General features: G+C 70.7%; 24 protein-coding genes and 2 pseudogenes. 16 read left to right on the plus strand and 10 right to left on the minus strand.

The window, feature by feature from the left end; all coding sequences use genetic code 11:
- Window positions 1-17 precede the first annotated feature (17 nt).
- Both uvrB and QQY66_RS11565 read right to left on the minus strand, forming a co-directional pair.
- Window positions 18-2,156 (minus strand): excinuclease ABC subunit UvrB, encoded by a 2,139-nt coding sequence (uvrB, locus tag QQY66_RS11560; RefSeq protein WP_301979082.1) that lies wholly within the window; start codon window positions 2,154-2,156, stop codon window positions 18-20.
- 40 nt (window positions 2,157-2,196) lie between these two features.
- Window positions 2,197-3,063: an MHYT domain-containing protein gene (locus QQY66_RS11565; RefSeq protein ID WP_301979083.1), complete on the minus strand. Its 867-nt coding sequence runs from the start codon at window positions 3,061-3,063 to the stop codon at window positions 2,197-2,199.
- A 284-nt stretch (window positions 3,064-3,347) separates the two neighbouring features.
- Between QQY66_RS11565 and QQY66_RS11570 the strand changes: the two genes are divergently transcribed.
- The 3 genes from QQY66_RS11570 to fdhA all read left to right on the plus strand — a co-directional run bounded on the left by QQY66_RS11570 (window position 3,348) and on the right by fdhA (window position 6,214).
- Window positions 3,348-4,226, plus strand: coding sequence for a glycerophosphodiester phosphodiesterase family protein (locus tag QQY66_RS11570; protein WP_301979084.1), 879 nt, complete (start codon window positions 3,348-3,350; stop codon window positions 4,224-4,226).
- A gap of 49 nt (window positions 4,227-4,275) precedes the next feature.
- On the plus strand, window positions 4,276-4,830 hold the full coding sequence (locus QQY66_RS11575) for a methylated-DNA--[protein]-cysteine S-methyltransferase (RefSeq protein WP_301979085.1): 555 nt from the start codon (window positions 4,276-4,278) through the stop codon (window positions 4,828-4,830).
- A gap of 157 nt (window positions 4,831-4,987) precedes the next feature.
- On the plus strand, window positions 4,988-6,214 hold the full coding sequence (gene fdhA / locus QQY66_RS11580; RefSeq protein WP_301979086.1) for a formaldehyde dehydrogenase, glutathione-independent: 1,227 nt from the start codon (window positions 4,988-4,990) through the stop codon (window positions 6,212-6,214).
- Window positions 6,215-6,291: 77 nt separating this feature from the next.
- Here fdhA and QQY66_RS11585 read toward each other — a convergent pair whose 3' ends face one another.
- Window positions 6,292-6,720, minus strand: a complete 429-nt coding sequence (locus QQY66_RS11585) for a VOC family protein (protein WP_301979087.1) — start codon at window positions 6,718-6,720, stop codon at window positions 6,292-6,294.
- 99 nt (window positions 6,721-6,819) lie between these two features.
- Between QQY66_RS11585 and QQY66_RS11590 the strand changes: the two genes are divergently transcribed.
- The gene (locus QQY66_RS11590; protein ID WP_301979088.1) at window positions 6,820-7,728 is read left to right on the plus strand and encodes a pseudouridine-5'-phosphate glycosidase; all 909 of its coding nucleotides are present in this window, start codon (window positions 6,820-6,822) and stop codon (window positions 7,726-7,728) included.
- Window positions 7,725-8,675 (plus strand): carbohydrate kinase family protein, encoded by a 951-nt coding sequence (locus tag QQY66_RS11595; protein WP_301979089.1) that lies wholly within the window; start codon window positions 7,725-7,727, stop codon window positions 8,673-8,675. The genes QQY66_RS11590 and QQY66_RS11595 overlap by 4 nt, the downstream gene beginning before the upstream one ends.
- Before the next feature lie 55 nt (window positions 8,676-8,730).
- Here QQY66_RS11595 and QQY66_RS11600 read toward each other — a convergent pair whose 3' ends face one another.
- Complete coding sequence (locus QQY66_RS11600; protein WP_301979090.1) at window positions 8,731-9,525, minus strand: class I SAM-dependent methyltransferase; 795 nt, start codon at window positions 9,523-9,525, stop codon at window positions 8,731-8,733.
- 243 nt (window positions 9,526-9,768) lie between these two features.
- On the opposite strand from QQY66_RS11600, the gene QQY66_RS11605 reads away from it, so the two are divergent.
- Complete coding sequence (locus tag QQY66_RS11605; protein WP_301979091.1) at window positions 9,769-10,896, plus strand: magnesium and cobalt transport protein CorA; 1,128 nt, start codon at window positions 9,769-9,771, stop codon at window positions 10,894-10,896.
- Window positions 10,897-10,936: 40 nt separating this feature from the next.
- Here QQY66_RS11605 and QQY66_RS11610 read toward each other — a convergent pair whose 3' ends face one another.
- Both QQY66_RS11610 and QQY66_RS11615 read right to left on the minus strand, forming a co-directional pair.
- The gene (locus QQY66_RS11610) at window positions 10,937-11,365 is read right to left on the minus strand and encodes a CBS domain-containing protein (RefSeq protein ID WP_301979092.1); all 429 of its coding nucleotides are present in this window, start codon (window positions 11,363-11,365) and stop codon (window positions 10,937-10,939) included.
- Between the two features lie 179 nt (window positions 11,366-11,544).
- Window positions 11,545-12,177 (minus strand): uridine kinase, encoded by a 633-nt coding sequence (locus QQY66_RS11615; RefSeq protein WP_301979093.1) that lies wholly within the window; start codon window positions 12,175-12,177, stop codon window positions 11,545-11,547.
- An 89-nt stretch (window positions 12,178-12,266) separates the two neighbouring features.
- On the opposite strand from QQY66_RS11615, the gene QQY66_RS11620 reads away from it, so the two are divergent.
- From QQY66_RS11620 to QQY66_RS11630, 3 genes are all read left to right on the plus strand, one after another.
- The gene (locus tag QQY66_RS11620) at window positions 12,267-12,956 is read left to right on the plus strand and encodes a DUF2293 domain-containing protein (RefSeq protein WP_301979094.1); all 690 of its coding nucleotides are present in this window, start codon (window positions 12,267-12,269) and stop codon (window positions 12,954-12,956) included.
- 153 nt (window positions 12,957-13,109) lie between these two features.
- Complete coding sequence (locus QQY66_RS11625) at window positions 13,110-13,592, plus strand: DUF1772 domain-containing protein (protein ID WP_301979095.1); 483 nt, start codon at window positions 13,110-13,112, stop codon at window positions 13,590-13,592.
- A gap of 144 nt (window positions 13,593-13,736) precedes the next feature.
- Entirely contained in the window at window positions 13,737-15,224 is a 1,488-nt protein-coding gene (locus QQY66_RS11630) for a glutamate synthase subunit beta (RefSeq protein ID WP_301979096.1), read from the plus strand.
- A 29-nt stretch (window positions 15,225-15,253) separates the two neighbouring features.
- On the opposite strand, the gene QQY66_RS11635 is transcribed toward QQY66_RS11630, so the two are convergent.
- Entirely contained in the window at window positions 15,254-15,727 is a 474-nt protein-coding gene (locus tag QQY66_RS11635) for a carboxymuconolactone decarboxylase family protein (RefSeq protein ID WP_301987274.1), read from the minus strand.
- 86 nt (window positions 15,728-15,813) lie between these two features.
- Here QQY66_RS11635 and QQY66_RS11640 point away from each other — a divergent pair, with 86 nt between their 5' ends.
- From QQY66_RS11640 to QQY66_RS11655, 4 genes are all read left to right on the plus strand, one after another.
- Window positions 15,814-17,229, plus strand: a complete 1,416-nt coding sequence (locus tag QQY66_RS11640; protein ID WP_301979097.1) for a PLP-dependent aminotransferase family protein — start codon at window positions 15,814-15,816, stop codon at window positions 17,227-17,229.
- A gap of 278 nt (window positions 17,230-17,507) precedes the next feature.
- Window positions 17,508-19,658 (plus strand): PEP/pyruvate-binding domain-containing protein, encoded by a 2,151-nt coding sequence (locus QQY66_RS11645; protein WP_301979098.1) that lies wholly within the window; start codon window positions 17,508-17,510, stop codon window positions 19,656-19,658.
- The gene (locus QQY66_RS11650; protein WP_301979099.1) at window positions 19,655-20,575 is read left to right on the plus strand and encodes a hypothetical protein; all 921 of its coding nucleotides are present in this window, start codon (window positions 19,655-19,657) and stop codon (window positions 20,573-20,575) included. Before QQY66_RS11645 ends, QQY66_RS11650 begins: the two co-directional genes overlap by 4 nt.
- Window positions 20,576-20,671: 96 nt before the next feature.
- Entirely contained in the window at window positions 20,672-21,376 is a 705-nt protein-coding gene (locus QQY66_RS11655) for a dual specificity protein phosphatase family protein (protein ID WP_301979100.1), read from the plus strand.
- A 15-nt stretch (window positions 21,377-21,391) separates the two neighbouring features.
- On the opposite strand, the pseudogene QQY66_RS11660 reads toward QQY66_RS11655, so the two are convergent.
- The 3 genes and pseudogenes from QQY66_RS11660 to QQY66_RS11670 all read right to left on the minus strand — a co-directional run bounded on the left by QQY66_RS11660 (window position 21,392) and on the right by QQY66_RS11670 (window position 23,437).
- Window positions 21,392-22,236 (minus strand): annotated as a pseudogene (locus QQY66_RS11660) (SAM-dependent methyltransferase).
- Window positions 22,237-22,321: 85 nt separating this feature from the next.
- Window positions 22,322-22,576, minus strand: a complete 255-nt coding sequence (locus QQY66_RS11665; protein ID WP_301979101.1) for a DUF397 domain-containing protein — start codon at window positions 22,574-22,576, stop codon at window positions 22,322-22,324.
- Complete coding sequence (locus QQY66_RS11670) at window positions 22,577-23,437, minus strand: helix-turn-helix transcriptional regulator (RefSeq protein ID WP_301979102.1); 861 nt, start codon at window positions 23,435-23,437, stop codon at window positions 22,577-22,579.
- A gap of 200 nt (window positions 23,438-23,637) precedes the next feature.
- Between QQY66_RS11670 and QQY66_RS11675 the strand changes: the two are divergent.
- The 3 genes and pseudogenes from QQY66_RS11675 to QQY66_RS11685 form a co-directional block, all read left to right on the plus strand.
- Window positions 23,638-24,192: pseudogene (locus tag QQY66_RS11675) on the plus strand (ATP-binding protein); the annotation flags it as partial.
- Window positions 24,193-24,476: 284 nt separating this feature from the next.
- Window positions 24,477-24,920 (plus strand): hypothetical protein, encoded by a 444-nt coding sequence (locus tag QQY66_RS11680; protein WP_301979103.1) that lies wholly within the window; start codon window positions 24,477-24,479, stop codon window positions 24,918-24,920.
- A 190-nt stretch (window positions 24,921-25,110) separates the two neighbouring features.
- Window positions 25,111-26,973: an ABC transporter ATP-binding protein gene (locus tag QQY66_RS11685; RefSeq protein WP_301987275.1), complete on the plus strand. Its 1,863-nt coding sequence runs from the start codon at window positions 25,111-25,113 to the stop codon at window positions 26,971-26,973.
- Window positions 26,974-26,975 lie beyond the last annotated feature (2 nt).

Here is a 26,975-nt window from a genome sequence, read left to right on the forward strand (position 1 = left end):
GCGCGTTCGGCGCGAGGTCAGGACAGGCCTGCCTCCCGCATCTGGCGCAGTTCCTTCTTCATCTCGGAGACCTCATCGCGCAAACGGGCCGCGATCTCAAACTGGAGGTCGGCGGCGGCGGCACGCATGCGCTCGGTCATCTCCTCGATCTGCCCGGCGAGTTCGGCCGCCGGACGGTCGGTCGGCACCGTCTCCTTGGCCTTGCCCTTGGCGGACTTGCCGCCCTTGGCCGCCTTGGCGCCGAGCGAGGGCACGGGAGCCTTGGCACCCTGGCCGTCCTTCATCTTGCGGTAGCCCGAGCCGAGGAGCTGCTCCGTGTCGATGTCTTCGCGGGCGATCTGCGCGACGATGTCATTGATCTTCTTGCGGAGCGGCTGGGGGTCGAGGCCCCTCTCCTTGTTGTACGCGACCTGCTTCTCCCGTCGGCGGTTGGTCTCCTCGATGGCCTTCTCCATCGCCGGGGTGATCTTGTCGGCGTACATGTGGACCTGGCCGGAGACGTTGCGCGCCGCGCGGCCGATGGTCTGGATCAGGGACGTCCCCGAGCGCAGGAAGCCCTCCTTGTCGGCGTCGAGGATGGCCACCAGGGACACCTCGGGCAGGTCGAGGCCCTCCCGCAGGAGGTTGATGCCGACGAGGACGTCGAACTCGCCCGAGCGCAGTTCGCGCAGCAGCTCGACGCGGCGCAGGGTGTCGACGTCGCTGTGCAGATAGCGCACCTGGATGCCGAGTTCGAGGAAGTAGTCCGTGAGGTCCTCGGCCATCTTCTTGGTGAGTGTGGTGACCAGGACGCGCTCGTCCTTCTCGGTGCGCTTGCGGATCTCGTGCACCAGGTCGTCGATCTGGCCCTCGGTGGGTTTGACGACGACCTCGGGGTCGACGAGGCCGGTGGGGCGGATGATCTGCTCGACGAAGCCGTCCCCGCGCGAGAGCTCGTACTTGCCCGGAGTCGCGGACAGGTAGACGGCCTGGCCGATGCGCTCCTGGAACTCCTCCCACTTCAGGGGGCGGTTGTCCAGCGCGGAGGGCAGCCGGAAGCCGTGGTCGACGAGGGTGCGCTTGCGGGAGGCGTCGCCCTCGTACATGGCGCCGATCTGCGGGACGGTGACGTGCGACTCGTCGATGACGAGCAGGAAGTCGTCCGGGAAGTAGTCGAGCAGTGTGTTCGGCGGGGAGCCGGGCTCGCGGCCGTCGAAGTGCATCGAGTAGTTCTCCACACCGGAGCAGGAGCCGATCTGGCGGAGCATCTCCAGGTCGTACGTCGTGCGCATCCGCAGCCGCTGGGCCTCCAGGAGCTTGCCCTGCTTCTCCAGTTCCGCCAGGCGCTCCCCGAGTTCCTTCTCGATGTCGTTGACGGCCCGCTCCAGGCGCTCGGGCCCTGCGACGTAGTGGGTGGCCGGGAAGACGTACAGCTGGTCGTCGTCGCTGATGATCTCGCCGGTGACCGGGTGGAGCGTGGACAGGGCCTCGATCTCGTCGCCGAACATCTCGATGCGGACGGCCAGCTCCTCGTAGACCGGGAAGATCTCGATGGTGTCGCCGCGGACGCGGAAGGTGCCGCGGGTGAAGGCCATGTCGTTGCGCGTGTACTGGATGTCCACGAAGCGGCGCAGGAGCTGGTCGCGGTCGAGCTCGTCGCCGACCTTGAGGGGGACCATGCGGTCCACGTACTCCTGTGGAGTACCGAGGCCGTAGATGCAGGAGACGGAGGCGACCACGACGACGTCACGGCGGGTGAGCAGCGAGTTGGTCGCGGAGTGGCGCAGTCGCTCGACCTCCTCGTTGATGGAGGAGTCCTTCTCGATGTAGGTGTCCGACTGCGGGACGTAGGCCTCGGGCTGGTAGTAGTCGTAGTACGAGACGAAGTATTCGACGGCGTTGTTCGGCAGCAGTTCCCGGAACTCGTTGGCCAGCTGGGCGGCCAGTGTCTTGTTCGGGGCCATCACCAGGGTGGGCCGCTGAAGCTTCTCGATCATCCACGCGGTGGTGGCGGACTTGCCGGTGCCGGTCGCGCCGAGGAGGACCACGTCCTTCTCACCGGCCTCGATGCGCCGGGCTAGCTCGGCGATGGCCTGCGGCTGGTCGCCGCTGGGCTGGTAGGGGCTGACGACCTCGAAGGGCGCCACCGTGCGTTCGATGCTGGAAACGGGCCGCATGGAATCCACCGTACGACCCCCCACTGACAACGCGGCCTGATCACCTGTTCTGCGGGGTGCGGGAACTCCGGCCGACCACTCTGCGGCGGGTGCGGATCATCGGGCGCCGGGTGGTGTGCGAGAGGGTGGAGTACGCCGGGATGCCGGGCTTGTTCTCGACGGGGACCCCGGCGGGCTTCCCCATGATCATGAGCGGGTCGAACATCACCACGACGCCCGCGAGGAGGAGAAAGGCCAGCGGGCCGACCATGATGGGCGCGAGGATGCCGGCCGGGGAGTCTCCCGAGGTGGGGGCGGTCGCGGTGTGGACGTGGACCTTGAGGGCGGCCATGCCCGTGTAGTGCATACCGCTGACGGCGAGTCCCATGACAAGGCTCGCCCCCACGCTCCACATGAACCCTCTGACCTGTCCCGCCGCCCACAGGGCGGCGGTGGCCGCGACCATGGCTATGACGACGGACGCGGCCACGGTGAAGGTGTCGTACTCCAGGTTTCCGTTGAGGCGCATTCCGGCCATGCCCAGATAGTGCATGGAGGCGATGCCCAGGCCGGTGATGGTGCCTCCGGTGAACAGAGCCGTTCCCCGCGCACCCTTGTAGCCGACAATGAAGATCCCGATGCCCACCATGACGATCGCGACGCCCAGGCTGGCGAACGTCGTCAGCATGTCGTAGCGGACCGGCGCGCCCACGACGGTGAAGCCCATCATCGCGACGAAGTGCATGGTCCATATGCCGGAGCCGATCGCGGCCGCGCCCAGGGCCAGCCATCCCGGTCTCCAGGACTGGGAGACCAGCATGGACCGTGTGGTGCAGCGCAGACCGAGCGCACCGCCGAGGCAGGCCATCAGGTAGGCCACCAGCGGTGTGACGAGTCCGTAGCTGAATCCGTCGACCGTGCCCTGCATGCGCGGCTGCCCTTCCACCCTCTTACGTCCCGGACCTACGTGAAACAAGCCCCCATCCCAGGACCACCGACGAGCGGTCAAGGTTGTGGCAGAGAGTATGTCTCCACCCGGAACGGTCGAACGATTATCCGGGAAAGAAACACGCCCTTGCCGCACTTGTGCGGCACCAGTGAGCGGAGTCGGGCAACTTCATTCAACCTGTGGCCATTCTGTACCCCTCCGCCGTTGACCCTCCGCTGTCACAGTCGATCTGTCCGTGATCGCCTCGAACGCGAGGAGTACGCATGCACGCGCGCGCAGTTGCCACCGCGAGCACCGCGGTGGTCCTGGGCACCGCCGCCCTCCTGCTTCCCACCTCCGGTGCACAGGCCGACCCCACCGCCGAGCCCCCTACGGTCATCGCCCACCGCGGAGCCTCCGCGTACGCGCCCGAGAACACTCTGGCCGCCATCGACAAGGCGGCCGAGCTGGGCATCGACTGGGTCGAGAACGACGTCCAGCGCACCAAGGACGGCGAGCTGGTCGTCCTGCACGACGACAGCCTGGCGCGCACGACCGACGTCGAGGACGTCTTCCCGGGCCGGGCTCCCTGGAAGGTGAAGGACTTCACCGCGGCGGAGATCGCCCGCCTCGACGCGGGCAGCTGGTTCGGCTCCGCCTACGCGGGCGCGCGCGTGCCGACGCTGCAGCAGTACGTACGGCGCGTGGAGCACCACCACCAGAAGCTGCTCCTGGAGATCAAGAATCCCGGGCTGTATGCCGGCATCGAGCGGGAGACCCTCAAGGTCCTCGGCAACGAGGGCTGGCTGGACCAGCGGCACCTCGCCGGTCGGCTGATCGTGCAGAGCTTCAGCGCCGACAGCATCCGGACCGTCCACGAGGTCAAGCCCGACGTCAAGACCGGCTTTCTCGGCACGCCGTCCGTGGCGGCCCTTCAGGAGTACGCACGCTTCACCGACCAGATCAACCCGTCCTACCTCACCGTTTCGACGGGCTATGTCTCCGCCGTCCACGGGTTCACCGGTCCGCACGGCAAGCCGCTGGAGGTCTTCACCTGGACCGTCGACGACGTGCAGACCGCCCGCCGGGTCGCCGGGTACGGCGTCGACGGCATCATCACCAACAAGCCGGACCTGGTGCGGGACGCGGTCAAGGGGTCCTGAGTTCCGCGCGGCCGGGGCGTTGTCAGTGGCGGGCCGTACGGTGGAGCGCATGGACAGCCATGGGCAGTACGAGCAGCAGGTCGTGTGGACCGTCGTCGGCACCGACATCGGTCCGCTGCTGCTGGCCGCGACCCGCGACGGCCTGGTCAATGTCGTGTTTCACGCCACGGAGGCGGTGCGCGACAAAGCCCTCGACCGGCTCGGGTCCCGGCTGGGCAGCGAGCCCGTCGAGGCCCCGGACTCCCCGCTGCTGGCCGAGGCGATACAGCAGTGCAGGGCGTATTTCGCGGGTGAGCGGCGCGACTTCGAGCTGCCGCTGGACTGGTCGCTGATCTCGGGGTTCAACCGGGAGGTGCTGCGCGAGCTGGCCTCCGGCGTGCCGTACGGCGCGGTCGTCGGCTACGGCGATCTGGCGGGGCGGGTCGGTCAGCCCGGCGCCGCCCAGGCGGTCGGACTGGCGATGGGCGCCAATCCCCTGCCGGTCGTCGTGCCCTGCCACCGGGTCGTGGAGAGCGACGGCGGCATCGGGGGGTTCGGGGGCGGCCTGGAGACCAAGCGGCAGCTGCTGGCGCTGGAGGGGGTGCTGCCCGAGCCGCTGTTCTGAGGGTTCGGGCAGCACGCCTCCAAAGGCGAGCCGACGGTGAGCCCTCTACTCCGGTCCCGCGCGGAGGCTGGCCGGGAGGCGGAGCCGGTAGCAGACTCCGCCATGCGCACAGCCACTGGCATCCGAGGGCTCGGAGCCGAAGGGACGGCGATCACGCATGAGCGCAAACAGGGCAGTCGCGTATCTCAAGCCGGGCGCGGTGGAAGTGACAACCATCGACTACCCGACGCTTGAACTCCAGGACGGGCCGGGGGTCGCACCCGAGAACGTCGGCCGCAAGTGCCGGCACGGAGTGATCCTCAAGGTGCTCGCCAGCAACATCTGCGGAAGCGACCAGCACATGGTGCGCGGGCGGACGACCGCGCCCGAAGGGCTGGTCCTCGGACACGAGATCACCGGCGAGGTCGTCGAACGGGGTCCGGACGTCGAGAACATCGACGTCGGCGACATCGTCTCCGTACCGTTCAACATCGCCTGCGGGCGATGCCGCAACTGCAAGGAACACAAGACCGGCATCTGTCTGAACGTCAACCCGGCCCGCCCAGGGGCGGCTTACGGCTATGTCGACATGGGTGGCTGGGTCGGCGGCCAGGCCGAGTACGCCATGGTCCCGTACGCGGACTTCAACCTGCTGAAGTTCCCGGACCGGGACCAGGCACGCGCGAAACTGCTCGACCTGACCATGCTGTCGGACATCTTCCCGACCGGCTTCCACGGCGCCGTGAGCGCGGGCGCCGGGGTCGGTTCGACGGTGTACGTCGCCGGGGCGGGCCCGGTGGGTCTGGCGGCAGCCGCGTCCGCGCAGCTGCTGGGGGCCGCCGTGGTCATCGTCGGCGACCTCAACGCCGAGCGCCTCGCCCAGGCGCGGAGCTTCGGCTGCGAGACCGTCGACGTGTCGCGCGGCAGCGTGGGCGAACAGATCGCGCAGATCCTCGGGGAACCCGAGGTGGACGTCGCGGTCGACGCGGTCGGCTTTGAAGCCCGGGCCCATGGCCCGGATGCTCCGGAAGCGCCCGCGACAGTCCTCAACTCGCTGATGGGCATCACGCGCGCGGGCGGTGCCCTGGGCATTCCGGGGTTGTATGTCACGGACGACCCGGGCGGGGTCGACGAGGACGCGAAGTCCGGGACGCTGAAGGTGCGGCTCGGCCTGGGCTGGGCCAAGAGCCACCGGTTCACGACCGGGCAGTGCCCGGTGATGCAGTACCACCGGGGTCTGATGATGGCGATCCTGCACGAGCGTGTGCACATCGCCAAGGCGGTCAACGCGACCGTCATCGGTCTTGAGGACGCACCGCGCGGCTACGCCGAGTTCGACCAGGGCGCGAGCCGCAAGTACGTGCTCGATCCGCACGGGGCACTGAAAGGGGTACAGCCGGTCTGAGCGTCCGGCAGAACGAGCAGGGGTGCTCACGCGCGCGTGAGCACCCCTGTCATGGCCTTGCTGCAAGCAGCGGGCCCCTAGTCGTAGTGGCGGGCCTCGAAGACGTTCCCGTCCGGGTCACGGAAGTAGAAGCTGCGCTTCGCCAGGCCGCGGGCGCCGAAGGAGTCGTGCGAGATGTCCGACACGGGAACGGCGCGTTCCTCCAGGCGGCCACGGAGGGCGTCGAAGTCGTCCGCGGCCAGGGCGACGCAGACGTGGTTGACCGGGTGTCCGGCACTGTCCGCGGCGCCGGGGAGCATCGTCATGCGTTCCGCCATGGTCTGCGGCATCAGGTCGAGAATGGTCTCCTCGTTGAGGCGTACGGAGGGGAAGGGGACCTGGCCCGCGGCGAAATCGGTGAGCCTCAGGGGCTCCATGCCGAGGGTCTTCTCGTAGAAGTCGACCGAGCCGATCGGGTCGTTCACCCAGAGAACTACGTGGTCGAGACGTGTGGTGTGGTCCGTCATGCACCCCAGGCTGGTGCTCTCCCCCACAGGCCGCAAGGGTTTGACGTGGCGTGCCGCCCGCCAGAGATGAGGGAAGACCGAACGACAGGAGGCAGGCGCGTGGTGCTGATGGTGTCCGAGGAAGTGCGGGAGGCGGTCGACGCGCGTCGACCGGTGGTGGCGCTGGAGTCCACGATCATCGCGCACGGGCTGCCGCGCCCGCGCAATCTGCAGGTGGCGCTGGAGCTGGAGGCCGTCGTACGGCAACAGGGTGCCGTACCGGCGACGATCGCCGTACTGGACGGGCGTCCCCGTGTCGGCCTCGACAAGGAACAGCTGGAGCGGATCGCCAACGAGGACGGGATCCGCAAGCTGGGCCATCGTGACCTGCCGCTCGCCATGGCGTCGGGCGCGAGCGGGGCGACCACGGTGTCGGCGACGGCACTGCTGGCGGCTTCGGCCGGCGTCCGGGTGTTCGCGACGGGCGGTCTGGGCGGGGTGCACCGGGAGTGGACCGTGACGCAGGACGAGTCGGCGGACCTGGGGCTGCTGGCCCGTACCCGGATCACGGTGGTGTGCGCGGGCGTGAAGTCGATCCTGGACGTGCCGGCCACGCTGCAGCGGCTGGAGACGCTGGGCGTCGCCGTGGCGGGGTACGGCACGGACCGCTTTCCCGGCTTCTATCTGTCCGACTCGGGGCATCCGGTGGACTGGACGTTGCGGACACCGGAGCAGGCTGCGGACGTCATGCGGGCGCAGGACGCGCTCGACGGGCCCGAGTCGGCGCTGATCGTCGCCAATCCGGTGCCCGAGGACGAGCAGCTGGATCCCGAGTTGCACGCGCGCGTGCTGGCCGACGCGCTGCGCGCGTGCGAGGAAGAAGGCGTCAGCGGACAGGCGGTCACACCGTTCCTGCTCGACTACCTGGTACGGCACACCGAGGGTGCCTCACTGAGCGCCAATCTGGCGGCGGTGCGCGGCAACGTACGGCTGGCGGCGCAGATCGCGGCGGCCTGGGCCGGGGCGTGACCGCGGGGCCGCGGGGGGCGCTGCTGGTCGTCGGGGACGTCGTCACGGACGTCGTCGCCCGACACCGGCGGCCGCTCGCCTCAGGGACCGACACGGCCGCGACGATCCGCACGGTACCGGGCGGCGCGGGCGCCAATGTGGCCTGCTGGGCGGCTCATTGGGGCTGTCCCGAGGTGCGGCTGCTCGGCCGGGTGGGCGCGGACGCGAGCGCGTGGCACGACCAGGAGCTGGTCGACTGCGGAGTACGGCCCCACCTCGTGGTGGACCCGCAGGCCCCGACCGGAACGGTGATCTGCCTCGTCGACGCGGATGCCGCGGCCCAGAGGACGTTCCTCACCGACAGTGGGGCGGCGTTGCGGCTCGAGCCCGGCGACTGGTCGGCGGCACTGCTGGACGGGGTCGCATGGCTGCATCTGTCGGGCTACCTGCTGTTCTCCGAACCGAGCCGGGCGCTGGTGGCTGTGGCCCTGGAGTCGGCACGCGCGCGTGGCGTGCCGGTGAGCATGGATCCGGCGTCCGCCGGTTTTCTTGCGGAGCTGGGCGTCGACCGCTTCCTGGCGCTGGTGGAGGGTGTGGACGTCCTGCTGCCCAGCCGTGACGAGGCATGTCTGCTGACCGGGCTGCCCGATGCGGCGGACGCGGCGGCCAAGCTGAGTCGCCATGTCCCGCTGGTGATTGCCAAGCAGGGCGACCGGGGCGCGCTCGTGGCCCGGTCCGGCACCGTGTCCGCCCATGTCCCCGCAACGCCGGCGACACCGACGGACACGACGGGAGCGGGCGACGCCTTCACGGGCGCCTTCCTCGCGACGCTGCTGGCGGGTGCCGGGCCCGAGGACGCGGCGGCGGAAGGATGCCGGGCGGGTGCGCTGGCGGTCGAACGGGTGGGTGGCAGACCGCCGGCACGCGATGCCGACGAGGCGAGGGCCAGAGCACCGGTGCATGACTGACGACGGGCTGCCTCGCACACGGTGTCTCCCGCCGACCGACACCCCGCTGCCGGCCCTACGCCCTGCGCCCCCACGCCGAGATCAACGGGGCGGTGGCCAGATCCATGGTGCCGGAGGCGACATTCGTCAGGTGACGGTCGATGTCGGCGTCCGTGGCGAGGCCCGCGGCGACGAGCTGGTCGCGGACCTGACGGATCGTCGCGGATTCCAGGGCGGCACAGGCGGGTGAGGCGACCGGGAAGTACGCGTTGGCCTCCACACCGCGCAGTCCGGCCTCACGCAGCAGGCGCGGGAGCGTGCGGCCGTACGCGAGGTCGGCGCCGCGGTCGGCGAGCAGTTGGCGGAAGCCGGTCCGTAGCCGGTTCGCCAGCTGCTGGTCGGGGCCGTACTCGTCGGGGCAGGTCAAGGGCTGCAGGGCAGGGTCGGCGTCCTCGATCAGGAGCCGTCCGCCGGGACGCAGGGCCTTGAGCATGGAGCGCAACGCCCGTTCCCGGTCCGGCACATGGACGAGGACGAGCCGGGCGTGCACCAGGTCGAACCCCTCCCCCGGCGGCTCGTGGGCACCCACGTCATGGACGCGGACCTCGACGGGGGGCCGGGCGGCCGGGGCGAGGTGCGAGATGTCGATGTCGGTCGCGACGACCTTTCCGGTCGGACCGACCTTCTTGGCCAGCCAGGACACCACGGAGGTGCCACCGGCGCCGACCTCCCAGCAGCGCCAGCCGGGTCCGATGCCGAACCCTTCGAGGTGCCGGAACGTCGTGGGGTCGAAGAGGGCGGCGAAGGCGTCGAAGCGCTCGGCCGCCTCGGTCTGCCGGTTGTCGAGAAGGTATCCATCGCTTCGCGTCATGCCGTGATCATCCCATTCACTCCACTTGTCCGTTCCGCCGACGCTCCGGTAGGACGATCCGATCGGAGGCGACCCTGCCCCGTCTTCGTCACCACGTCGTGGGCGCCGTCAAACGTTGTCCACAGCCGGGAACAAAGCGGAATCGACTGTTCCCACAGGCCCGCCCAACAGTCCGGCGGAGCTGGCAAACTGGCACGCCAGGGCGCAGAAATGCGGCGCGGAGATCCACGCGAGGAGATCCAGATGGCGATGGCAGGGAATCTGCGGAGGGTGACGGGCCTCGGCAGGGTCGGTGGCCTGCGCAGAGTGGCGCGGCTGGCGCGGCGGCGCCCGCGCGTCGACCTGAGCCATCCCGCCCGGTCCCCGCTGGGTTCCTCGGTGGTGAACTGCGTGACCTACCGGGACGGCGCCCGGGACCTCGCAGGCGGCGATCTGGTCGATGCCGTGCAGCGGGTGCGCAAGCACGGCGACGGCTTCGTCTGGCTCGGCCTCCACGAACCGACGGACCAGGAGTTCGCGGGTATCGCCGAACTCTTCGACCTGCATCCGCTGGCGGTCGAGGACGCGATCGAGGCCCATCAGCGCCCAAAACTGGAGCGCTACGACGAGACGCTGTTCGCGGTGTTCAAGACGGTCTGCTACGTCGAGCACGAGGAACTCACGGCGACAAGCGAGGTGGTGAACACCGGCGAGATCATGGTGTTCGTCGGCCGCGAGTTCGTGATCACCGTACGGCACGGACGGCACGGCTCGCTGGGTCCGCTCCGTGAGGAGCTGGAGTCCGATCCCCAGCAACTCGCGCAGGGTCCCGCGGCGGTGCTGCACGCGATCGCGGACCATGTGGTCGACGACTATCTGAGCGTCACCGACTCGGTGCAGGGGGACATCGATGAGGTCGAGACGGCGGTGTTCGCGGAGAACGGCGCGCGGGTCGACCCGGGGCGTATCTACCAGCTCAAGCGCGAACTCCTCGAACTGAAGCGGGCCGTGGTTCCGCTCGGCCGCCCGCTCGAGGATCTCGCCACGCGGCCGATACGGGTGGTCGATCCGGACATACAGGCCTATTTCCGCGACGTCTCCGACCACTTGCTGCGCGCAAAGGAGCAGATAGCCGCCTTCGACGAGCTGCTCAACTCGATCCTGCAGGCGCATCTGGCGCAGGTCACGGTCGCGCAGAACGAGGACATGCGGAAGATCACGGCGTGGGCCGCGATCATCGCCGTACCGACCATGGTCTGCGGGGTGTACGGCATGAACTTCGACCACATGCCGGAGCTGCACTGGCAGTTCGGCTATCCCTTGGTCATGGCCGTGATATCCGTCGCCTGTCTGACGCTGTACCGCGGCTTCCGGCGCAGCGGCTGGCTCTGAGTGAGCGGCGTGAGCCGGCCGATCGAGGTGATCGAGCGGGTCAGCGTGCGGGGGTCCTCGCATAGACGGACTCGGCCCAGGTGGCGATCTGGTCCTCCGTCAGATGCTGGGCCAGATCGGCCTCGCTGATCATGCCGACCAGGCGCTTGTTCTCGATGACGGGGAGCCGGCGGATCTGGTGCTCCTGCATCTCGTGGAGTACGTCGCTGACATCGGCGTCCGCCGCGATCCAGCGAGGGGTGCCCTGGGCCATCTCGCCGGCGGTGACCTTGGCCGGGTCGCGGCCCATGGCCACGCAGCCGACGACGATGTCGCGGTCGGTGAGGATGCCGCAGAGCCGGTCGTTCGAGTCGCCGATGGGCAGGGCTCCGACGTTGAGCTCACGCATCAGCTGGGCGGCGCGGTCGAGGGTCTCGTGGGCGGGGATCCACTGGGCGCCACGGTGCATGATGTCTCCGGCGGTGGTCATGGGCGTACCTCCCGATGCCGGACGGCCGGCGCGGCGCGGAACGCACCGCTAGTCCCGGCGCCCCTCATTCTCGCCGTGTCGCCGGGCGGATGCACCCGGAACGTCGGGATGACGTTCGAGCACCGGGGGGCGGGCGTCGGACCGAGGGCCTCGCGCATACAAGAGAGCGGTGCGCCCAGTCAGCCGCTCCAGGCCGGATGCCGAGGGTCGTCGGCGCGCACCAGGACGTCGGCCGTGCCGGCGGGGTCGGTCTCGTCGTCGTAGCGCTCGAAGGCGGGGAGGGTCCACTGCTCGGCTTCGGGAGTGCGGCGGAGGAGGGCGCCGGACGTAAGGCGGACGTGGACGGACAGGTCAAAGGGGAACCAGTGGCGCAGCAGGAGGGGACCGTGGAGCAACAGGACGCCGCCGGGCGGGAGTCGGACGTAGGGGCTGCGGGTGGCGCGGTCGGTGGCCGGGTCCCACAGGTCGGGCAGGACGCGGCCGTCGCCGGAGGGTTCGAGGGGGCCGAAGACCTCGCGCCATACGGCAGCGATGTCGAACCAGCCGTTGTAATAGGCCTCGACGTCCCGGTGGCCAGACTCCAGACGCACCGAGGCGGGGCGCAGAAAGCCCTCCATGCCCACGACGAGTGAGGGGCGGCCACGTATGCGCAGCGCTTCGGAGACGCGTTCGGCGAGGTCTCCCGGGCGGGCGGCCGGGGCGCCGTCGAAGGCGATGCGGGGCCACGGGCTGTCGTCGGCCGGCTTCAGATCGAGCAGCCGCTCGGCCAGGAGATCGCCGAGCCGCTCCCAGGTGATCGCTTCGAGTCGCACACGGCCATGATGCGCCCGTTCCCGGTCAGCGGTGACGCGGGGCGGGAATCCGGCGTGGATCGCGGTTCACCGGCGGGAAGGAAGCGCATATGGCACCCCTGGCAACTTCCGTGCACCGCGCCGGACTTCTGGTCTTCCAGCCGATCAAGAGACGGAACTGCTCCGCATGCCATCGCGGGCCGCTGCCGCTGCTCGTGATGGAGGAGGGCGCGCCGCGGTGTCTCGACTGTGCCGACCTCGGGCATCTGGTCTTTCTGCCGCGGGGCGACACGGCGTTGACGCGCAGGTCACGGGAGGAGAGTGGGCTGTCGGCGGTGGTCGTGCGGTTCAACCGGCGCCAGAGTCGGTATGAGCGGCAGGGCGTTCTGGTGGAGGAGGCGGCGCTCGCGCGGGCGGAGCGGCGATGTCTGGTGGACGCGGAGGCACGGCGGCGGCGCCGGGTGCGGGACGCCGCGCGGCGGGCGGCGGAGGATCTGCGGTTCACCGAGGCGTTCGCGGGCGAGATACGGCGGCTGTTTCCCGGCTGCCCACAGGAGCGGGCGTGGGAGATCGCGGCGCATGCGTCCGTGCGGGGCAGTGGGCGCGTGGGGCGGAGTGCGGCGGGGCGGGCGCTGTCCGAGGGGGCGGTGACGTCGGCGGTCGTGGCGTCCGTGCGGCATGTGGACACGCCGTACGACCAACTGCTGATGAGCGGGGTTCCGCGGCATGAGGCGCGGCGGCGGATCGCGGCGGATGTGGAGGCGCGGCTGGGGGCTTGGCGAGCGGTGGGGGTGGTCTGAGGTCGGCCGGCCGCTCCGAGTGAGTGTCCGGCTCTGGACTCTCGCGTATGTCATCGCGCGGATGGGCCATGGTCACTGATCTCGTACGGGATTTCACTTGTGGTGACGGAAGGTGCCGGGCAGGTCTCGGCCGACGTGGGAGTGGGTGTTGAGATGACGATCGACGGGCCGTACTTCGTGCTGACGGTGCTGGGCGTGGTGGGCACCGGGCTGGTGGCCGGGGCCTTCTGCGCGTTCTCGACCTTTGTGATGCAGGGGCTGGCCGCGCTGCCGCCCGCGCAGGGAGTCGCCGCGATGAAGGCGATCAACGTGACCGCGCTGCGCCCGGCCTTCATGCTGGTGTTCGTCGGCTCCGCTGTGCTGTGCGCGGTGATCGCGGTGGTGACGTTCGTGCTGTGGCCGGACGAGGGCACCGTGGAGTTGCTGGTCGGCAGTGCGCTGTATCTGTTCGGATCGTTCGGGCTGACGATGATCGCGAACGTGCCGCGCAACGAGGCGTTGATGAAGTTGGACGCCGGCACTCCGGAGGCGGCCGCGTACTGGCCGGCGTATGTGCGCGAGTGGACGGCCTGGAATCACGTCCGCATGGTCGCCTCGGCCGGCGCGGCGGTGGCGTATGTGCTGGCCATCGCTTGAGGGAGCCCGTGCCTCATCGCGGGAAACCTCACGAGAAAGCGCTGTCCGGCACTCTGCGGGCGTGGCCGGAGGGACGTATCGTGGCCGAAAGAGTGCCGCCCGATGACGCACAGCCTGTCACACGCGTATCTGAGGAAGACGGCCATGGCCGATCCCAAGGGTTTCCTGACCACGCCTCGCGAGGACTGGCCCCGCAGGCCCGTCGAGGAGCGGGTCCGGGACTGGGACGAGGTGTATGTCCCCGGGGCGTTGCTGCCCATTATCAGCAAGCAGGCCGACCGCTGTATGGACTGCGGGATCCCGTTCTGCCACGAGGCGTGTCCGCTCGGCAATCTGATCCCGGAGTGGAACGACCTCGTCTCCCGGGAGGACTGGCGGGCGGCCGCCGACCGGCTGCACGCCACCAACAACTTCCCCGAGTTCACCGGCCGGTTGTGTCCGGCGCCCTGCGAGGCGGGCTGTGTGCTGGCCATCAACCAGCCCGCGGTCACCATCAAGAACGTCGAGTGCGCCATCGCCGACCGGGCCTGGGAGGAGGGGTTCGCGCCGCCGCAGCCGCCGGACCGGCTCTCCGGGCGGACGGTCGCGGTGATCGGGTCGGGGCCCACCGGGCTCGCCGCCGCGCAGCAGTTGACCCGGGCGGGCCATACGGTCGTCGTGTACGAGAAGGACGACCGGCTGGGCGGGCTGATGCGGTACGGCATCCCCGAGTTCAAGATGGAGAAACGGCATCTGGAGCGGCGGCTGGAGCAGATGCGGGCCGAGGGCACGAAGTTCCGTACCTCGACGGCGGTGGGGCGGGACGTCGGCGCCGCGGAACTGCGGACGCGGTACGACGCCGTCGTGATCGCCACGGGAGCGACCGCGTGGCGTGAACTTCCCGTGCCGGGGCGGGAGTTGGCCGGAATACAGCAGGCCATGGAGTATCTGCCGCTGGCCAACCGGGTGTGCGAGGGGGATCTGGAGTCCTCGCCGATGTCGGCGGCCGGGAAGCATGTCGTCATCGTCGGTGGCGGGGACACCGGGGCGGACTGTCTGGGCACGGCGGTGCGGGAAGGCGCCGCGTCCGTCACGCAGTTGGACATCTACACCCAGCCGGGCGTGGAACGGGACGACGATGTCGAGCCCTGGCCCACGTATCCGAAGATCTACCGGCTGTCGGCCGCGCACGAGGAGGCCGGGGAGCTGCGGACGGCGCCGGCGGCGGATGCGGATGCGCGGCTGTTCGCGGCGTCCACGCTCCACTTCACCGGCGACGAGAGTGGGCATGTGCGGTCATTGCATCTGGTCGAGGTGGATGCGGAGCGGCGGCCGGTGCCGGGCACCGGGCGGATGCTGCCCGCCGACCTCGTGCTACTGGCCCTCGGGTTCTCCGGGCCCGATCGGGGGGACGGGCTCGTCGACCAGTTGGGGCTGGCGATGGAGGCCCGGGGCACGGTCGCGCGGGATGCCGACTTCGCCACGAACGTCCCCGGCGTGTTCGTCGCCGGGGACGCCGCGCGGGGGCAGTCACTGATCGTGTGGGCGATCGCGGAGGGGCGGGCGGTGGCGGCGGCCGTCGACCGTCATCTCACGGGGAGTTCGCGGCTGCCGGCGCCGATCGGGCCGTATGACCGGCCGATGGTGGTGTAGGGGCCGGCCACAAGGGCCATGGGTGCGGTTCAGCGTTCGTCCGTGCCCGCCACCTTCCCCGTCGACAGGGCCACCCGGTTCCACGTGTTGATCGTGAAGATCAGGGCGAGTACGTGGGCGATTTCCTCGTCGTCGAAGTGGGCGGCTGCCTCCGCGTAGACGTCGTCCGGGACGCCTCCGTCGGCGATCAGGGTGACCGCTTCTGTGAGGGCGAGGGCGGCTTGTTCCTGTGGGGTGAAGAAGTGCCGGGCCTCGCGCCAGACCGGGACCATGTGGAGCCGGTCCTCGCTCTCGCCGGCCTTGCGGGCGTCGTTGGTGTGCATGTGGAGGCAGTAGGCACAGTGGTTGAGGTGCGAGGCGCGGATCTGGATGAGTTCGACGAGGGCCGGGTCGAGGCCCTCGCGGGCGGCGGCGTCGAAGCCGATGAGGGCGCGGAACACCTTCGGGGCGGTCCTGGCGAAGTTGATGCGGGTCTTTTCGGCCGTGGGGACCATGGCCGGCATGGTCGCAGCGGAGGCGGTTGTCGTCGTGTTCGTCGTCATGTGCATCAATCTATGGAGCCGAAAGACCGACTGTAGGGTGCATTTCCATGATGGAATCGTGGGTCAATTCCGCGGAGCGCATCGGTGCCGACCTGCATCTGGAGCTGTCGGGGCCGGGTGGGCGGCGGGCCGCGCTGATGGGGGCGCTGCGCGATGCCGTACGCAGCGGGCGGCTCGCTCCGGGCACCCGGCTGCCGCCGTACCGTTCGCTCGCCGCCGATCTCGGCGTGGCCCGCAACACGGTGGCCGACGCGTACGCGGAACTCGTCGCGGAGGGCTGGCTCACCGCCCGTCAGGGCTCGGGCACACGGGTCGCCGACCGGGCCGAGCCCCTGCGACACGCCGAGCGGGTGCCCAAAAAGGCGCCTCCACGCGCGCGTGGGCCACGGCACGACCTCAGACAGGGCACCCCGGACGCGTCGGCGTTCCCGCGCGCGGCCTGGCTGGCCTCTTACCGGCGGGCCCTCCAGCAGGCGCCGAACGAGGTGTTCGGTCCCGGTGATCCGGCCGGGCGGCGCGAGTTGCGGGAGGCGCTCACCGAATATCTGGCACGCGCGCGTGGCGTACGCACCGAGCCGGGCCGGATCGTCATCTGCTCCGGTTTCGCGCACGCCCTCCGGCTGCTCTTCGGAGGCGGCGTGCTGCGCGGACCGGTGGCGGTGGAGGCGTACGGACTGGCATTCCACCGGGAACTGCTGCAGGCGGCGGGGGTCCGGACCGTGCCGCTCCCCCTGGACGACGACGGCGCCCACGTCGACCTGCTGGCGCGCGAGCGCGCGGTCCTGCTGACGCCCGCCCATCAGTTCCCCACCGGCGGGCCGCTGCACCCCGAGCGACGGGCCTTCGCCGTCGACTGGGCACGCGCGCGTGGCGGGGTGGTTCTGGAGGACGACTACGACGGGGAGTTCCGCTACGACCGCAAGCCCGTCGGCGCCGTCCAGGGCCTCGACCCCGAGCGGGTGATCCACATCGGCTCGGTCAGCAAGAGCCTGTCACCCGCGCTGCGGCTGGGCTGGATGGTGCTTCCGGAGCGGTACGTGGGCGCCGTACTCGAGGCCAAGGGCGAGCGCGAGGGGTGGGCGAGCGTTCTCGACCAGCTGAGCCTGGCCGACTTCATCGTCTCCGGGTCGTACGACCGTCATGTGCGGCGTATGCGGCAGCGGTACCGGAACCGCCGTGACCGGCTCGTCGCGGCGCTCGCCGAGCACGCGCCGCACATCGAGGTCACCGGTGTGGCGGCCGGACTGCACGCCGTGCTCAGACTGCCGCCCGGCACCGAGCGGTCTGCCGTCAAGGCCGCCGCCTGGCAAGGCGTCGCGCTGGACGGACTCGCCGAGTTCCGGCACCCGGCCACGGACATGCCGGCCGTCGACGGACTCGTCGTGGGCTACGCGACGCCCTCGGAGCACGCGTACGGGGCGGCGCTGGACGCGCTGTGCGGCGTAGTGCCGTCGGCAGGCTGAGCCGGTGGCTGCCGTGGGCGAACTGAGCCGGTGGCTGCCCCGGCCGAGCCCCGAGCCGGAATGAAGCCGGAATGAATTCGCATATGGCCGGAATATGGCCCAGGCCTGTCATGTTGGACAACAGAAGTGGGATCCTTGATCCCAGGAGGCGCGTCGTTGCCGTCACCGGACCTCGGCCCGGTCCCGACAGCGACCCGCCCCATCCTTCGTTCCGCCGTCAGGCGCAGGGCCACCCCAGCGCGTCCCCCCTGTTGGCGGCCGGTCCTGGAGGGTGTTCGATGACGACGATCGACGAACGTCACGGAGATGGTGCGCGGGACAGGGAAGAGCCCCGGGGGGAGGTGGCCCTGGGCCCCGTCGAGGCCTACGGTCCGGCCGTGATCGCCCTGGAGCAGCCCACCGCCGCACTCCCCCGACTCACGGGTTCCAAGGCTGCGAACCTGGCCCGCGCGGCCCGCGCCGGCCTGCCGGTACTCCCCGGCTTCGTGATTCCCAGCAGAGCGGGCGACGACCCGGCAGCCCTGCGAGAGGCCTGGCAGGACCTCTCGTACGGCGGCACGCGCCCACTGGTCGTACGGTCCTCCTCGCCGCAGGAGGACACGGAGGAGTCGTCCCAGGCGGGCCAGTTCGACTCCGTACTCGACGTACGCGGCTGGCGGGACTTCCGTACGGCCGTACAGACCGTGCTCGATTCGGCGCACCGGCCCGACGGGTCCACGGCGCCCATGGCGGTGCTGGTGCAACCCATGCTGACGGCTCGGGTCGGCGGGGTGGTGTTCGGTGCCGACCCGGTCGAGGGGCGGGCCGACCGCATGCTGGTGAGCGCGGTGCGCGGCGGCCCGGACAGCCTGGTCAGCGGTGCGCAGACGGGCACCGATCACTGGCTGAGCAGGAGCGGACGGGTACGGCGCGCGGAGGCACCGGAGGCCGGTTCACCGCTCACCCGCACCGAGTTGTTCCGGCTGGCGCGTCTTGCGCGGCAGGCACGGCAGGTGTTCGGCGGGCCGCAGGACATCGAGTTCGGGTTCGACGAGGACGGGCGGCTGTGGCTGTTCCAGAGCCGCCCGATCACGGCGATGGCGGCACGGCCCGCGCGCGGGGCACGGCTGCTCGGGCCCGGGCCGGTAGCGGAGACGTTGCCCGGCCAGTTGGAGCCGCTGGAGGAGGATCTGTGGGTCGCGCCCATGGCCCGCGGGCTCGCCGCCGCGCTCGACATCGCGGGCAGCGCGCCGCGCCGGCTGCTGCGGACGACACCGGTGGTCACCACGGCGGGCGGACGGGCCGCCGCCGACCTGCGGCTGCTCGGCGCGATTCCGCCGAGGCACCGGTGGCTCACGCTCCTCAACCCGGCACCGGGGGCGCGCAGGCTCGGCGCCGCCTGGCGGGTGGGCCGCCTCACCTCGGCGCTGCCCGACCTGGCGACGGACCTGACGGCCGACGTCGACCGTCATCTCACCCAGCTGCCGCCACCAACCGCGCTGCCCACGCCCGACCTCACGGCCGAGCTCCGCTGGACCCGCGCGGTCCTGGTCTCCCTGCACGCTCAGGAGGCCCTCTCGGGCGCCCTCCTGCCCGAACAGGCCAAGGCCCGCACGGCAGCGAGCGCGGCCCTGACCGCCCTCGCGGCGGCCCGCGCGCGAGGAGTGCCGGACGACCGCGTCGCCGCGACGGATCCGGTGGTGCTGGCGCTGACGGCGCCGAGCCTGCGGGGGAACGTCCGGCTTCCGGGTCAGCAGGGCATGGCGGCGGGCTCGGGGACCGACGGCTACGCGAACGCCGACGGCCGCACACACGGCAATGGCTACGGGAAAACCGACGGCCGCACGGCCGCCTCCCCACGCCCCCACCTCCCACCCCGCGAAGCCCTCCGTCTCCGTATTCGTTGGGTACAGGAGCTCCAGGTCCGCCTGGTCCGCGAAGCGGCCCGGCGACTCGCCCTGGATGTGGAGCGCGTCGGGCTGCTCCGCTGGCCGGAGCTGACCGCCGGCCTCGACGGAGCCGCGCTCCCGGCCGATCTGCACGACCGGGTGCCGCAGGCAGAGTCGCCCCCGCTGCCGGACGCGTTCCGGCTCGCGGACGGCGGGGTGGTCGTCGCCGAGCGGAGTGGCCGTCGCCGAGGCGAGGACGGCGCGCGGGGCGTGTCCGCCGGGCGCGCGATCGGGACGGTCTGGGACGGGACCGGCACCCGCCCTCCGGACGCGGTGCTCGTCGTACGGACCCTGGACCCCGCGCTCGCCCCGCTGCTGCCCCGCCTCACCGGACTGGTCGCGCAGACCGGCAGCCCGCTGTCGCATCTCGCGGTGCTGGCCCGTGAACTGGGGCTGCCCGCGGTGGTCGGCGCCACCGACGCCGTACGCCGCTTCCCTCCCGGCACCCGCCTCACCGTCGACGGGACGACCGGAGGCGTAGACACATGGGAGGGGCCATGAGGCGGATCGCGTTCGTCTTCGGTGCCCTGGCCGCCGCGGGAGCCGGGACCTACCTGGTCGTGTACCTGTACCGGTGGCAGTGGCAGCGCGCCATCCTGTGCGGGGTGCTGCTGCTGATCGTCGAGGTCATGCTGCTCGGCATCGTGATGCTGGGGCGGCTGGCCCGGATCGAGGAGCGGGTACGTGACACCGACCGGCGGCAGCGGGAGCTGACCGCGCGGCAGGAGGACGTACTGACCCGGCTGCGCACCAGCGCGCCCGAGCCGGAGAGCAACGGCCGGTTCCGCTGGCTGGACGACCCCGCAGAGCGGACGTACGTCTTCGTGCCGGTCCTCATGATCGCCGGTGTCGCGCTGTCCGGGCTCGCCTGGGTGGTGCAGCGGGTGGCGACGGCGACGTCCCGTCCGGCGGAGCGGCGGCTCGCGGGGCGGGCGGCCGTCCTGAGCGCGCCCGGCCCGGACATCGGCGACGACCTGGAGGATCTGCCGCCGCCGGGCACGAGGCGCTCACAGGCGGGCACGGCGCGTGTCGCCACTGTCATCGTAGTCGGCGTCGCACTGCTCGCCGCGCTCGTCGTCGGGCTGGCCGACCTCACTCAGACCCGGGCGGAGCCGGAGAACACCGGCAGGGCGACCTCCGTGCTCTTCCAGGTCGACACCCGCGACGCAAGCATGACGACAGAGCGCCGGTCTCTCGCCGCCCAGCAGCTCTGGGAGCGGTGCCGGGACTCGACCTCCATACCCCTGCACCATGCGACCCTCGGCGACCTGGGCGACGGACTGTTCGCCGGAGCCGTACGGCCCGCGCTCAGCGAGCACGACCGTATGCGGCTGCGCGGCTGCCTGGAGGACACGACGCTCGACCGAGCGCACCTCACGGTGGTCGGCATCGGCGACGCCGATATGCGCGATGATTGAGACATACAGCACAATAACGGACACATCGAACAGATGATCACAGGCCCCAGGTTACGATGCCAAAGCGCCCTCGTCCCCTAGTCCCCCAGGTTGCCCATGGCTGTCATCACCGCAACTCTGCCCCGCCCTGCCCCCCGCAAGCGCCCGCTGTCGCGGCGTGCACTGCGGATCCTTCTCGGCGTCGTCATCGGCTACCTCGTCCTGTGGGCCGCCGGCGCGGGAGGCATCCTGGGTCTGTCGTACTGGGCGAAGGCCGAGACCCCGGCGCCTGCGGGAACCCGCACCGTCCAGGGCGTCCACAACTTCCAGCCGGTCGACCCCGACGGCAAGCTGTGGCGGGGCGCAGCCCCCTCCCCCGCCGGATACCGGGCGCTGGCGAACATGGGCTTCACCACGGTCGTCGACCTGCGCGCCGAGAAGCTGAGCGCGGCCCAGCTCTCCGAACCCGGCGAGGCCGGACTGAAGGCCGTACACCTGCCCATCCGGGACGGGCAGACGCCGACGCCCAAGCAGGTGCAGCACCTGTTCAGCATCGTCTCGAACGCGTCCGGGCCGGTGTTCGTGCACTGCGGTGCCGGAGTCGGCCGTACGGGCACGATGGCGGCGGCCTACCTCGTGCAGACCGGTGAGGAGTCGTCGGCGCAGGCGGTCCGGCGCAACCTCGCGGTCGGACCGCCGTCGATCGAGCAGATCTACTACGGCCTGAACCTCAGCCCCAACAAGGCGGAGCAGCCGCCGCTGCCGGTCGTGGCCCTCAGCCGCGTGGTTGACGCACCGCGCCGCATCGCGTCCTGGTTCTGAACCCGCCCGCCGCCCTTACGGCTTGCGCCCCACCGCCCCGTACCCGGGAATGACCCCGTCGTCCTGGCCGGGCACCGGCTCGCCCAGCTCGGGGTGCCACTGGTGGGGCAACTCGACACCGGGCTCGACCAGTTCGAGGCCGGCGAAGAAGCGGGCGAACTCCTCGCGGGAGCGCAGGGCCAGGGTCACGCCCGCGGCCTTCAGCTTCCCCACCGCCGCCTTCGACTCCTCCGGAGTGAAGTCGGCGGTGGCGTGAGTGACCGTCAGGAAGCTGCCGGACGGCAGTTCGGACAGCAGCCGGCCGACCAGTTCGTGCGCGCCGTCCTCGTCGGAGACGAAGTGCAGCAGGGCGACGAGGGAGAGCGCCACGGGCCGGGTGAAGTCGAGGACCTTCCTGGCGCCTTCGATGATCGTGTCCGGGGCGCGGACGTCGGCCTGGAGGTACTCGGTCACCCCCTCGTCCGTGCCGCGCAGCAGGGCCTCGGCGTGGGCGAGCACGATCGGGTCGTTGTCGCAGTAGACGATGCGGGCGTCGGGCGCGATGCCCTGCGCGACCCGATGGAGGTTCGGCTCGGTCGGGATACCGGTGCCGACGTCCAGGAACTGCCGTACACCGTGCTGGGCCAGCCTGGGGGTCCCCCCAGGCGTTTAGCACTGGGGGAGGTGGTCCGGTGCATGAAGGCGCGGTTGACGCGCGCCATCACCGGGACCCTCGGGTCGAGGGCGAGCATCTGGCGGCCCATGGCCTCGTCGACCGGGTAGTTGTCCTTGCCGCCGAGATACCAGTCGTACATCCGCGCGGGATGCGGCTTGCCGGTGTCGATCTCGACGGCGTTGCGTCCGGTGTCCTGCCCGGTCATGCGGCACCCCGTAAGCGTGTGAGACGTAAAGTGATCAAGTCAGCACCAAAGTCAGGGAAGTTGATGAAGCAATAACATGTGACATTCAAGACAGCAGGAAGTCCGCCTCCCCCGCCTTCGCTCCCTCGATGAAGGCCGTCATCTCGTCAGTGGTGTAGATCAGCGCCGGCCCGTCGGGATCGGTCGACTGGCGTACGGCGATCCGGCCGTCGGCCAGCTTCATCGCCTCCAGGCAGTTGCCTCCGTTACCGCCGCTCCACGGCTTGTGCCAGCCTTCGCTGCCCAAGTCCCGCGCGGGCATGCCGTTGTAGACGCGAGGGCGCGGCTTGATGCGATCCATTCACAGCTCCTTGCGGAGATCCCGGAGGATCTCCTTCGTGCGATGTGCTGTAGCGGCCTGCGCCGCCATGCGGTCCATGACCTCGAGGTGGGTCACCACCTCTTCACGCGCGTCGAGATAGACGGCGCCGGTCAGGTACTCGCTGTAGACCATGTCCGGGAGTTCGGGCATGGCAAATCGGAACAGCACGAAGGGCCCGTACGTGCCGGGGTGCGGCCCGCTGGAGAACGGGGCGACCTGCAGCGTCACGTTGGGCAGCTTCGTGACCTCGAGCAGTTTGTCGATCTGAGCACGCATCACCTCCGGGCCCACTACGGGGCGACGCAGGGCGGTCTCGTCCATCACCGCCCAGAAACGGGGCGCATCGGGACGGGTGAGCAGATCCTGGCGCTGCATACGCAGCGCGACATGGCGCTCTAGGTCCTCGGGCCGGGTCTGGCCGATGGCGCCCGACTTCAGAACTCCGAGGGCGTATTCCTCGGTCTGGAGCAGACCGGGGACGAAATGCGGTTCGTAGCTGCGAATCAGGGCGGCCGCGCCCTCCAGGCTGACGTACATGGAGAACCAGCCGGGCAGGATGTCGTGGAAGCGCTGCCACCAGCCGGGTTTGTTGGCCTCCTCGGCCAACTGCACAAAGGCGTCGGCCTCTTCCTCACAGACGCCGTAGGACTTCAACAGCAGCTGGAGATACGGGATTTTGAGCCCGACCTCGGCCATCTCCATACGGCGGACGGTGGCGGGGGCGACGCGGAGGACACGGGCGGCTTCCTCACGCTTGAGGCCGGCGCGTTCGCGCAGGTCGAGCAGGCGCCGGCCGAGGACGACCTGACCGACCGTCGGCGCGGACCGCGGCTCGCTCACCCTCCACCTCCACAAAAGAATCCTGACAGCCCGGCGGCGCCATTCGAAGACCTATTCGAAAATCTGGCTCAACCTTCGAGGTCTCAACTGGCGCCGCTCGACATGCTGTTGCGAGCAGTGTGCCACGGCATTCCACCGCGTCACACAGCACTCTGCATTTTTCAGAGTGGCACTTGCCAAGTGTTCACGGCGGGGCGATAGTGGCAAGCGTGATTCCGTCCGCGCCCTTAGGAACAGACGCCGCCGCAGGCCCCTTCGGCCTCGGTGCGGCCCCGGTAGGAGGCCCTGATGGGGCCGCCGCCGAGCGCCGGTTCCACTTCGAGCTGGCCGCACATCCGGGCTCGCCCGCCCAGGCGAGACGCCTGACGCGCGCCCGGCTGACCGGCTGGTCGGTGGGCGAGGACACCTGCGACTCGGCGGCGCTGGTCGTCTCCGAGCTGGTCACCAACGCGATACTGCACACCGCGAGCACCCACATCGTGTGCGAGCTGCACGACGGTGCCGATCTGGTGCGCATAGCCGTCCGCGACGAGGGCTGCGCTCCGGGTGAGCCCCACCCGGCCGGCCCGCGGTCCGAGGAGGAGCACGGGAGGGGATTGTTCCTCGTCGACGCGCTGTGCCGGGCCTGGGGCGCCCAGGAACACGGTCCCGGCCTGCTGGTCTGGGCGGAGCTGGCGCGCGAGACCGCCGAGGCCGTCCCCGGGCCGCGGGGCGACCTCGGCTGGGGCGCCCGCCCGAAGCCGGGCCCGTCCGGCCGCTCGACCGGCGGCACGGGCACGGCGGGCGAACACGACAGGGATGCGTACGGCGGGTACGGGCACGGGGCCGACGCACGTGGCGCGAACGGGCACGGGATCGACCCACACGGCGCGTACGGACACGTGCCCTTCGGATACGACACGCATGCACAGGACACGCGCGCACACGACACGTACGCGCACGACAAGTACGACGGACACGGTCAGTACGACGCCCACCAAGCGCCGCGGCACCACGGCCACGCGGCGCGCCCCCACGACGGTCACGGGGCGGGGGCCGAATGGCTGTAGGCGCTGGTCACAGCGGCGGCCGGGTGCTGACCCTGGACACGGTGGTCCGCCTTCGCCGCGGACTGCACACCCCCACAGCACCCCTGCGGCTCCCCGTCCCCGAGGGCATGACCGCCCCCCTCGGCTGTGACGCGGTGGCGGTGCCGGCCCGCCTCGGCGCGCTGGTGCTGCCCCGGCTGCCCCGCGTGGGCTGCGTCTACGCCGACGATGCGCACTGGTGGTGGATCGTCCCGTCCGACTCCGACTGCGCCCTGGAGTGGCCGGCCCCTGTGCGCTATGCCACCGGCGCCCTGATCCCGGACGCCCCGCAGGCCCCGGGCCTGATCCACCGGCCGGACGGCAAAGTGCCGTACACCCCGCCGATCCCGCTGTACCTGGCCCTGTGCCGGGTCACGGGCACGACCCCCGTCTGGTCACGGCCGGTGAGCGCGTAAGCACAGGGCGTACGCCCGCGTGCTTCGACCTCTGCCTTCTGCGCTCTCCCCCAGGGGCATATGTCCCGCGATAGTGGCCGTCGTCCACGATCGGGGGAGGTCCACGGTGGTCGGTAGGAAACGGGACGCGGAGAAACCCGAGGTCTCCGAATCCGAGCAGCTGCTCTTCGGCGGCCCGTTGCGCTACGACATGGGCTGGAACCAGCATCGTGACGCATTCCTGGAGCTGAACTTCCGGGCCATGGTGGCGCGGCTGCCCGGCATGCTGGCCTCCAGTTTCCGGCTGGCCTGGCAGGCCGACCGGCGGGCGGCGCGGACCGTGCTGGCCGCCGAGGTGGGCCGGGGTATGGCGCAGGCGGTGAGTCTGCTCGCGGTCAACAGCGTGCTGGGCCGGCTGCTGGCGGGCGGCGCCATCGAGGACCGGCTGCGCGGAGCGGTCCCCGCGCTGATCACGGTGGCCGCCGTGATGTTCGTATCGGCGCTGCTGCGGGCTGCGTCGACGTACGCCACCGGCCGGCTGGAGCCGAAGGTGGAGCGCGTTGCCACCGAGCGGTATCTGGAGCGGGCGGCGGCCGTGGAGCTGGCGGCGATCGAGGACCACACCTTCCACAAGCTGCTGGACACCGCGCAGTACGGCGCCCAGTCGGCCCGGCGCATGATCTCGTACAGCACCCGCGTGGTGAACGCGATGATCTCGCTGATCGCGGCGGCCGGTGTGCTGACCGTCCTGCATCCGGCGCTGCTTCCGCTCCTGGCGACGATGACGCTGCCGAGTGCGTGGAGCGCCCTGACGAACGCGCGGCGGCGGTACGAGTCCTTCCACACCTGGGTGCAGCATGCCCGCGCCGGGCACCTGATCAGCAGTCTGCTCACCGAACCGGCGGCGGCGCCGGAGATCCGGCTGCACGGCGTGGGCCCGTTCCTGCTGCGTCACTTCCGGGCGATGTCGGAGACGGCGGAGGCGGAACAGGCCCGGCTGGCGCGGCTGGCGGCCCGTACGGGACTGTTCGCGGCGGCGTGGACAGGCATCGCGACGGTGGCGACGTATGCCACGCTCGGTGGGCTGCTGCTCGCCGGGGCGATGGCCCTGTCCGTCGCGGGCACGGCCGTGATCGCGATCCGCACCGGCTCCTCCAGCCTCGACACCCTCGTCCTGGAGGTCAACGCGCTCCACGAGGAGGCGCTGTTCGTGGGCGATCTGCAACGGCTGTGCGTCGAGGCGGCCGAACGGGCGATCCCGGTCGGCGGCGACGCGCTCCCGGAGGCGCCCCGCGAGATCCACTTCGAGAACGTGTCGTTCAGCTACCCGGGTGAGTCCACCCACCCGGCCCTGGACGACGTCACGCTCACCATCCCGCTCGGCCGGATCGTGGCGCTCGTCGGCGAGAACGGCTCCGGCAAGACGACGCTGGTGAAGCTGCTCTCGGGCCTGTACACGCCGGACCGGGGCCGGATCCTGTGGGACGGTGTCGACGCGGCGGGCGCGGACCGCCATCAACTCGCCGAGCGCATCGCGATGGTGGCGCAGGATTTCAAGCGCTGGCCGTTCACGGCTCGCGTGAATGTGGCCGTCGGCCGCTCCTCAGCGCCCCTCACCGAGGAACGCCTGGCCGCATCGGTGGCCGAGGCGGGCGCCGAGGACGTGGTCGCCGATCTGCCGCGGGGTCTGGACACCCTGCTGGCCCGGCACTTCAGCGGCGGTCACGAGCTGTCCGGCGGCCAGTGGCAGCGGCTCGGCATCGCGCGGGCGGCATACCGGCGCGGCAGCATCCTGATCGTCGACGAGCCGACGGCGGCCCTGGACGCGCGGGCCGAGCTGGAGGTCTTCGAGAAGATCCGCGCCCTGGCCTCCACCGGCCAGACGGTCATCCTCATCACCCACCGACTGGCGTCCGTCCGCCACGCGGACCTGGTGCACGTCCTCGACCAGGGCCGCCTCGTCGAGTCCGGCACCCCCGACGAACTCCTCGCCACCGGCGGCGTCTACGCGGAGCTGTACTCGCTCCAGGCGGATCAGTTCACGACACCCGTACCGAAGGCGAGCTGGCGCTGACC

Origin of the sequence: Streptomyces sp. DG2A-72, from assembly GCF_030499575.1 — a bacterium.
Classification (GTDB): Bacteria; Actinomycetota; Actinomycetes; order Streptomycetales; family Streptomycetaceae; genus Streptomyces.

What these genes read in the sequence shown, in the direction of transcription:
- QQY66_RS11585 (WP_301979087.1), bottom strand. Translation starts at nt 6,720, where the DNA reads ATGACGGACCACACCACACGTCTCGACCACGTAGTTCTCTGGGTGAAC.
- QQY66_RS11650 (WP_301979099.1), top strand. Translation starts at nt 19,655, where the DNA reads ATGAGGCGGATCGCGTTCGTCTTCGGTGCCCTGGCCGCCGCGGGAGCC.
- QQY66_RS11635 (WP_301987274.1), bottom strand. Translation starts at nt 15,727, where the DNA reads ATGCCGGCCATGGTCCCCACGGCCGAAAAGACCCGCATCAACTTCGCC.
- fdhA (WP_301979086.1), top strand. Translation starts at nt 4,988, where the DNA reads ATGAGCGCAAACAGGGCAGTCGCGTATCTCAAGCCGGGCGCGGTGGAA.
- QQY66_RS11645 (WP_301979098.1), top strand. Translation starts at nt 17,508, where the DNA reads ATGACGACGATCGACGAACGTCACGGAGATGGTGCGCGGGACAGGGAA.
- QQY66_RS11605 (WP_301979091.1), top strand. Translation starts at nt 9,769, where the DNA reads ATGGCGATGGCAGGGAATCTGCGGAGGGTGACGGGCCTCGGCAGGGTC.
- QQY66_RS11655 (WP_301979100.1), top strand. Translation starts at nt 20,672, where the DNA reads ATGGCTGTCATCACCGCAACTCTGCCCCGCCCTGCCCCCCGCAAGCGC.
- QQY66_RS11640 (WP_301979097.1), top strand. Translation starts at nt 15,814, where the DNA reads ATGATGGAATCGTGGGTCAATTCCGCGGAGCGCATCGGTGCCGACCTG.
- QQY66_RS11610 (WP_301979092.1), bottom strand. Translation starts at nt 11,365, where the DNA reads ATGACCACCGCCGGAGACATCATGCACCGTGGCGCCCAGTGGATCCCC.
- QQY66_RS11680 (WP_301979103.1), top strand. Translation starts at nt 24,477, where the DNA reads ATGGCTGTAGGCGCTGGTCACAGCGGCGGCCGGGTGCTGACCCTGGAC.
- QQY66_RS11600 (WP_301979090.1), bottom strand. Translation starts at nt 9,525, where the DNA reads ATGACGCGAAGCGATGGATACCTTCTCGACAACCGGCAGACCGAGGCG.
- QQY66_RS11665 (WP_301979101.1), bottom strand. Translation starts at nt 22,576, where the DNA reads ATGGATCGCATCAAGCCGCGCCCTCGCGTCTACAACGGCATGCCCGCG.
- QQY66_RS11565 (WP_301979083.1), bottom strand. Translation starts at nt 3,063, where the DNA reads ATGCAGGGCACGGTCGACGGATTCAGCTACGGACTCGTCACACCGCTG.
- QQY66_RS11630 (WP_301979096.1), top strand. Translation starts at nt 13,737, where the DNA reads ATGGCCGATCCCAAGGGTTTCCTGACCACGCCTCGCGAGGACTGGCCC.
- QQY66_RS11620 (WP_301979094.1), top strand. Translation starts at nt 12,267, where the DNA reads ATGGCACCCCTGGCAACTTCCGTGCACCGCGCCGGACTTCTGGTCTTC.
- QQY66_RS11685 (WP_301987275.1), top strand. Translation starts at nt 25,111, where the DNA reads ATGGGCTGGAACCAGCATCGTGACGCATTCCTGGAGCTGAACTTCCGG.
- QQY66_RS11575 (WP_301979085.1), top strand. Translation starts at nt 4,276, where the DNA reads ATGGACAGCCATGGGCAGTACGAGCAGCAGGTCGTGTGGACCGTCGTC.
- uvrB (WP_301979082.1), bottom strand. Translation starts at nt 2,156, where the DNA reads ATGCGGCCCGTTTCCAGCATCGAACGCACGGTGGCGCCCTTCGAGGTC.
- QQY66_RS11625 (WP_301979095.1), top strand. Translation starts at nt 13,110, where the DNA reads ATGACGATCGACGGGCCGTACTTCGTGCTGACGGTGCTGGGCGTGGTG.
- QQY66_RS11570 (WP_301979084.1), top strand. Translation starts at nt 3,348, where the DNA reads ATGCACGCGCGCGCAGTTGCCACCGCGAGCACCGCGGTGGTCCTGGGC.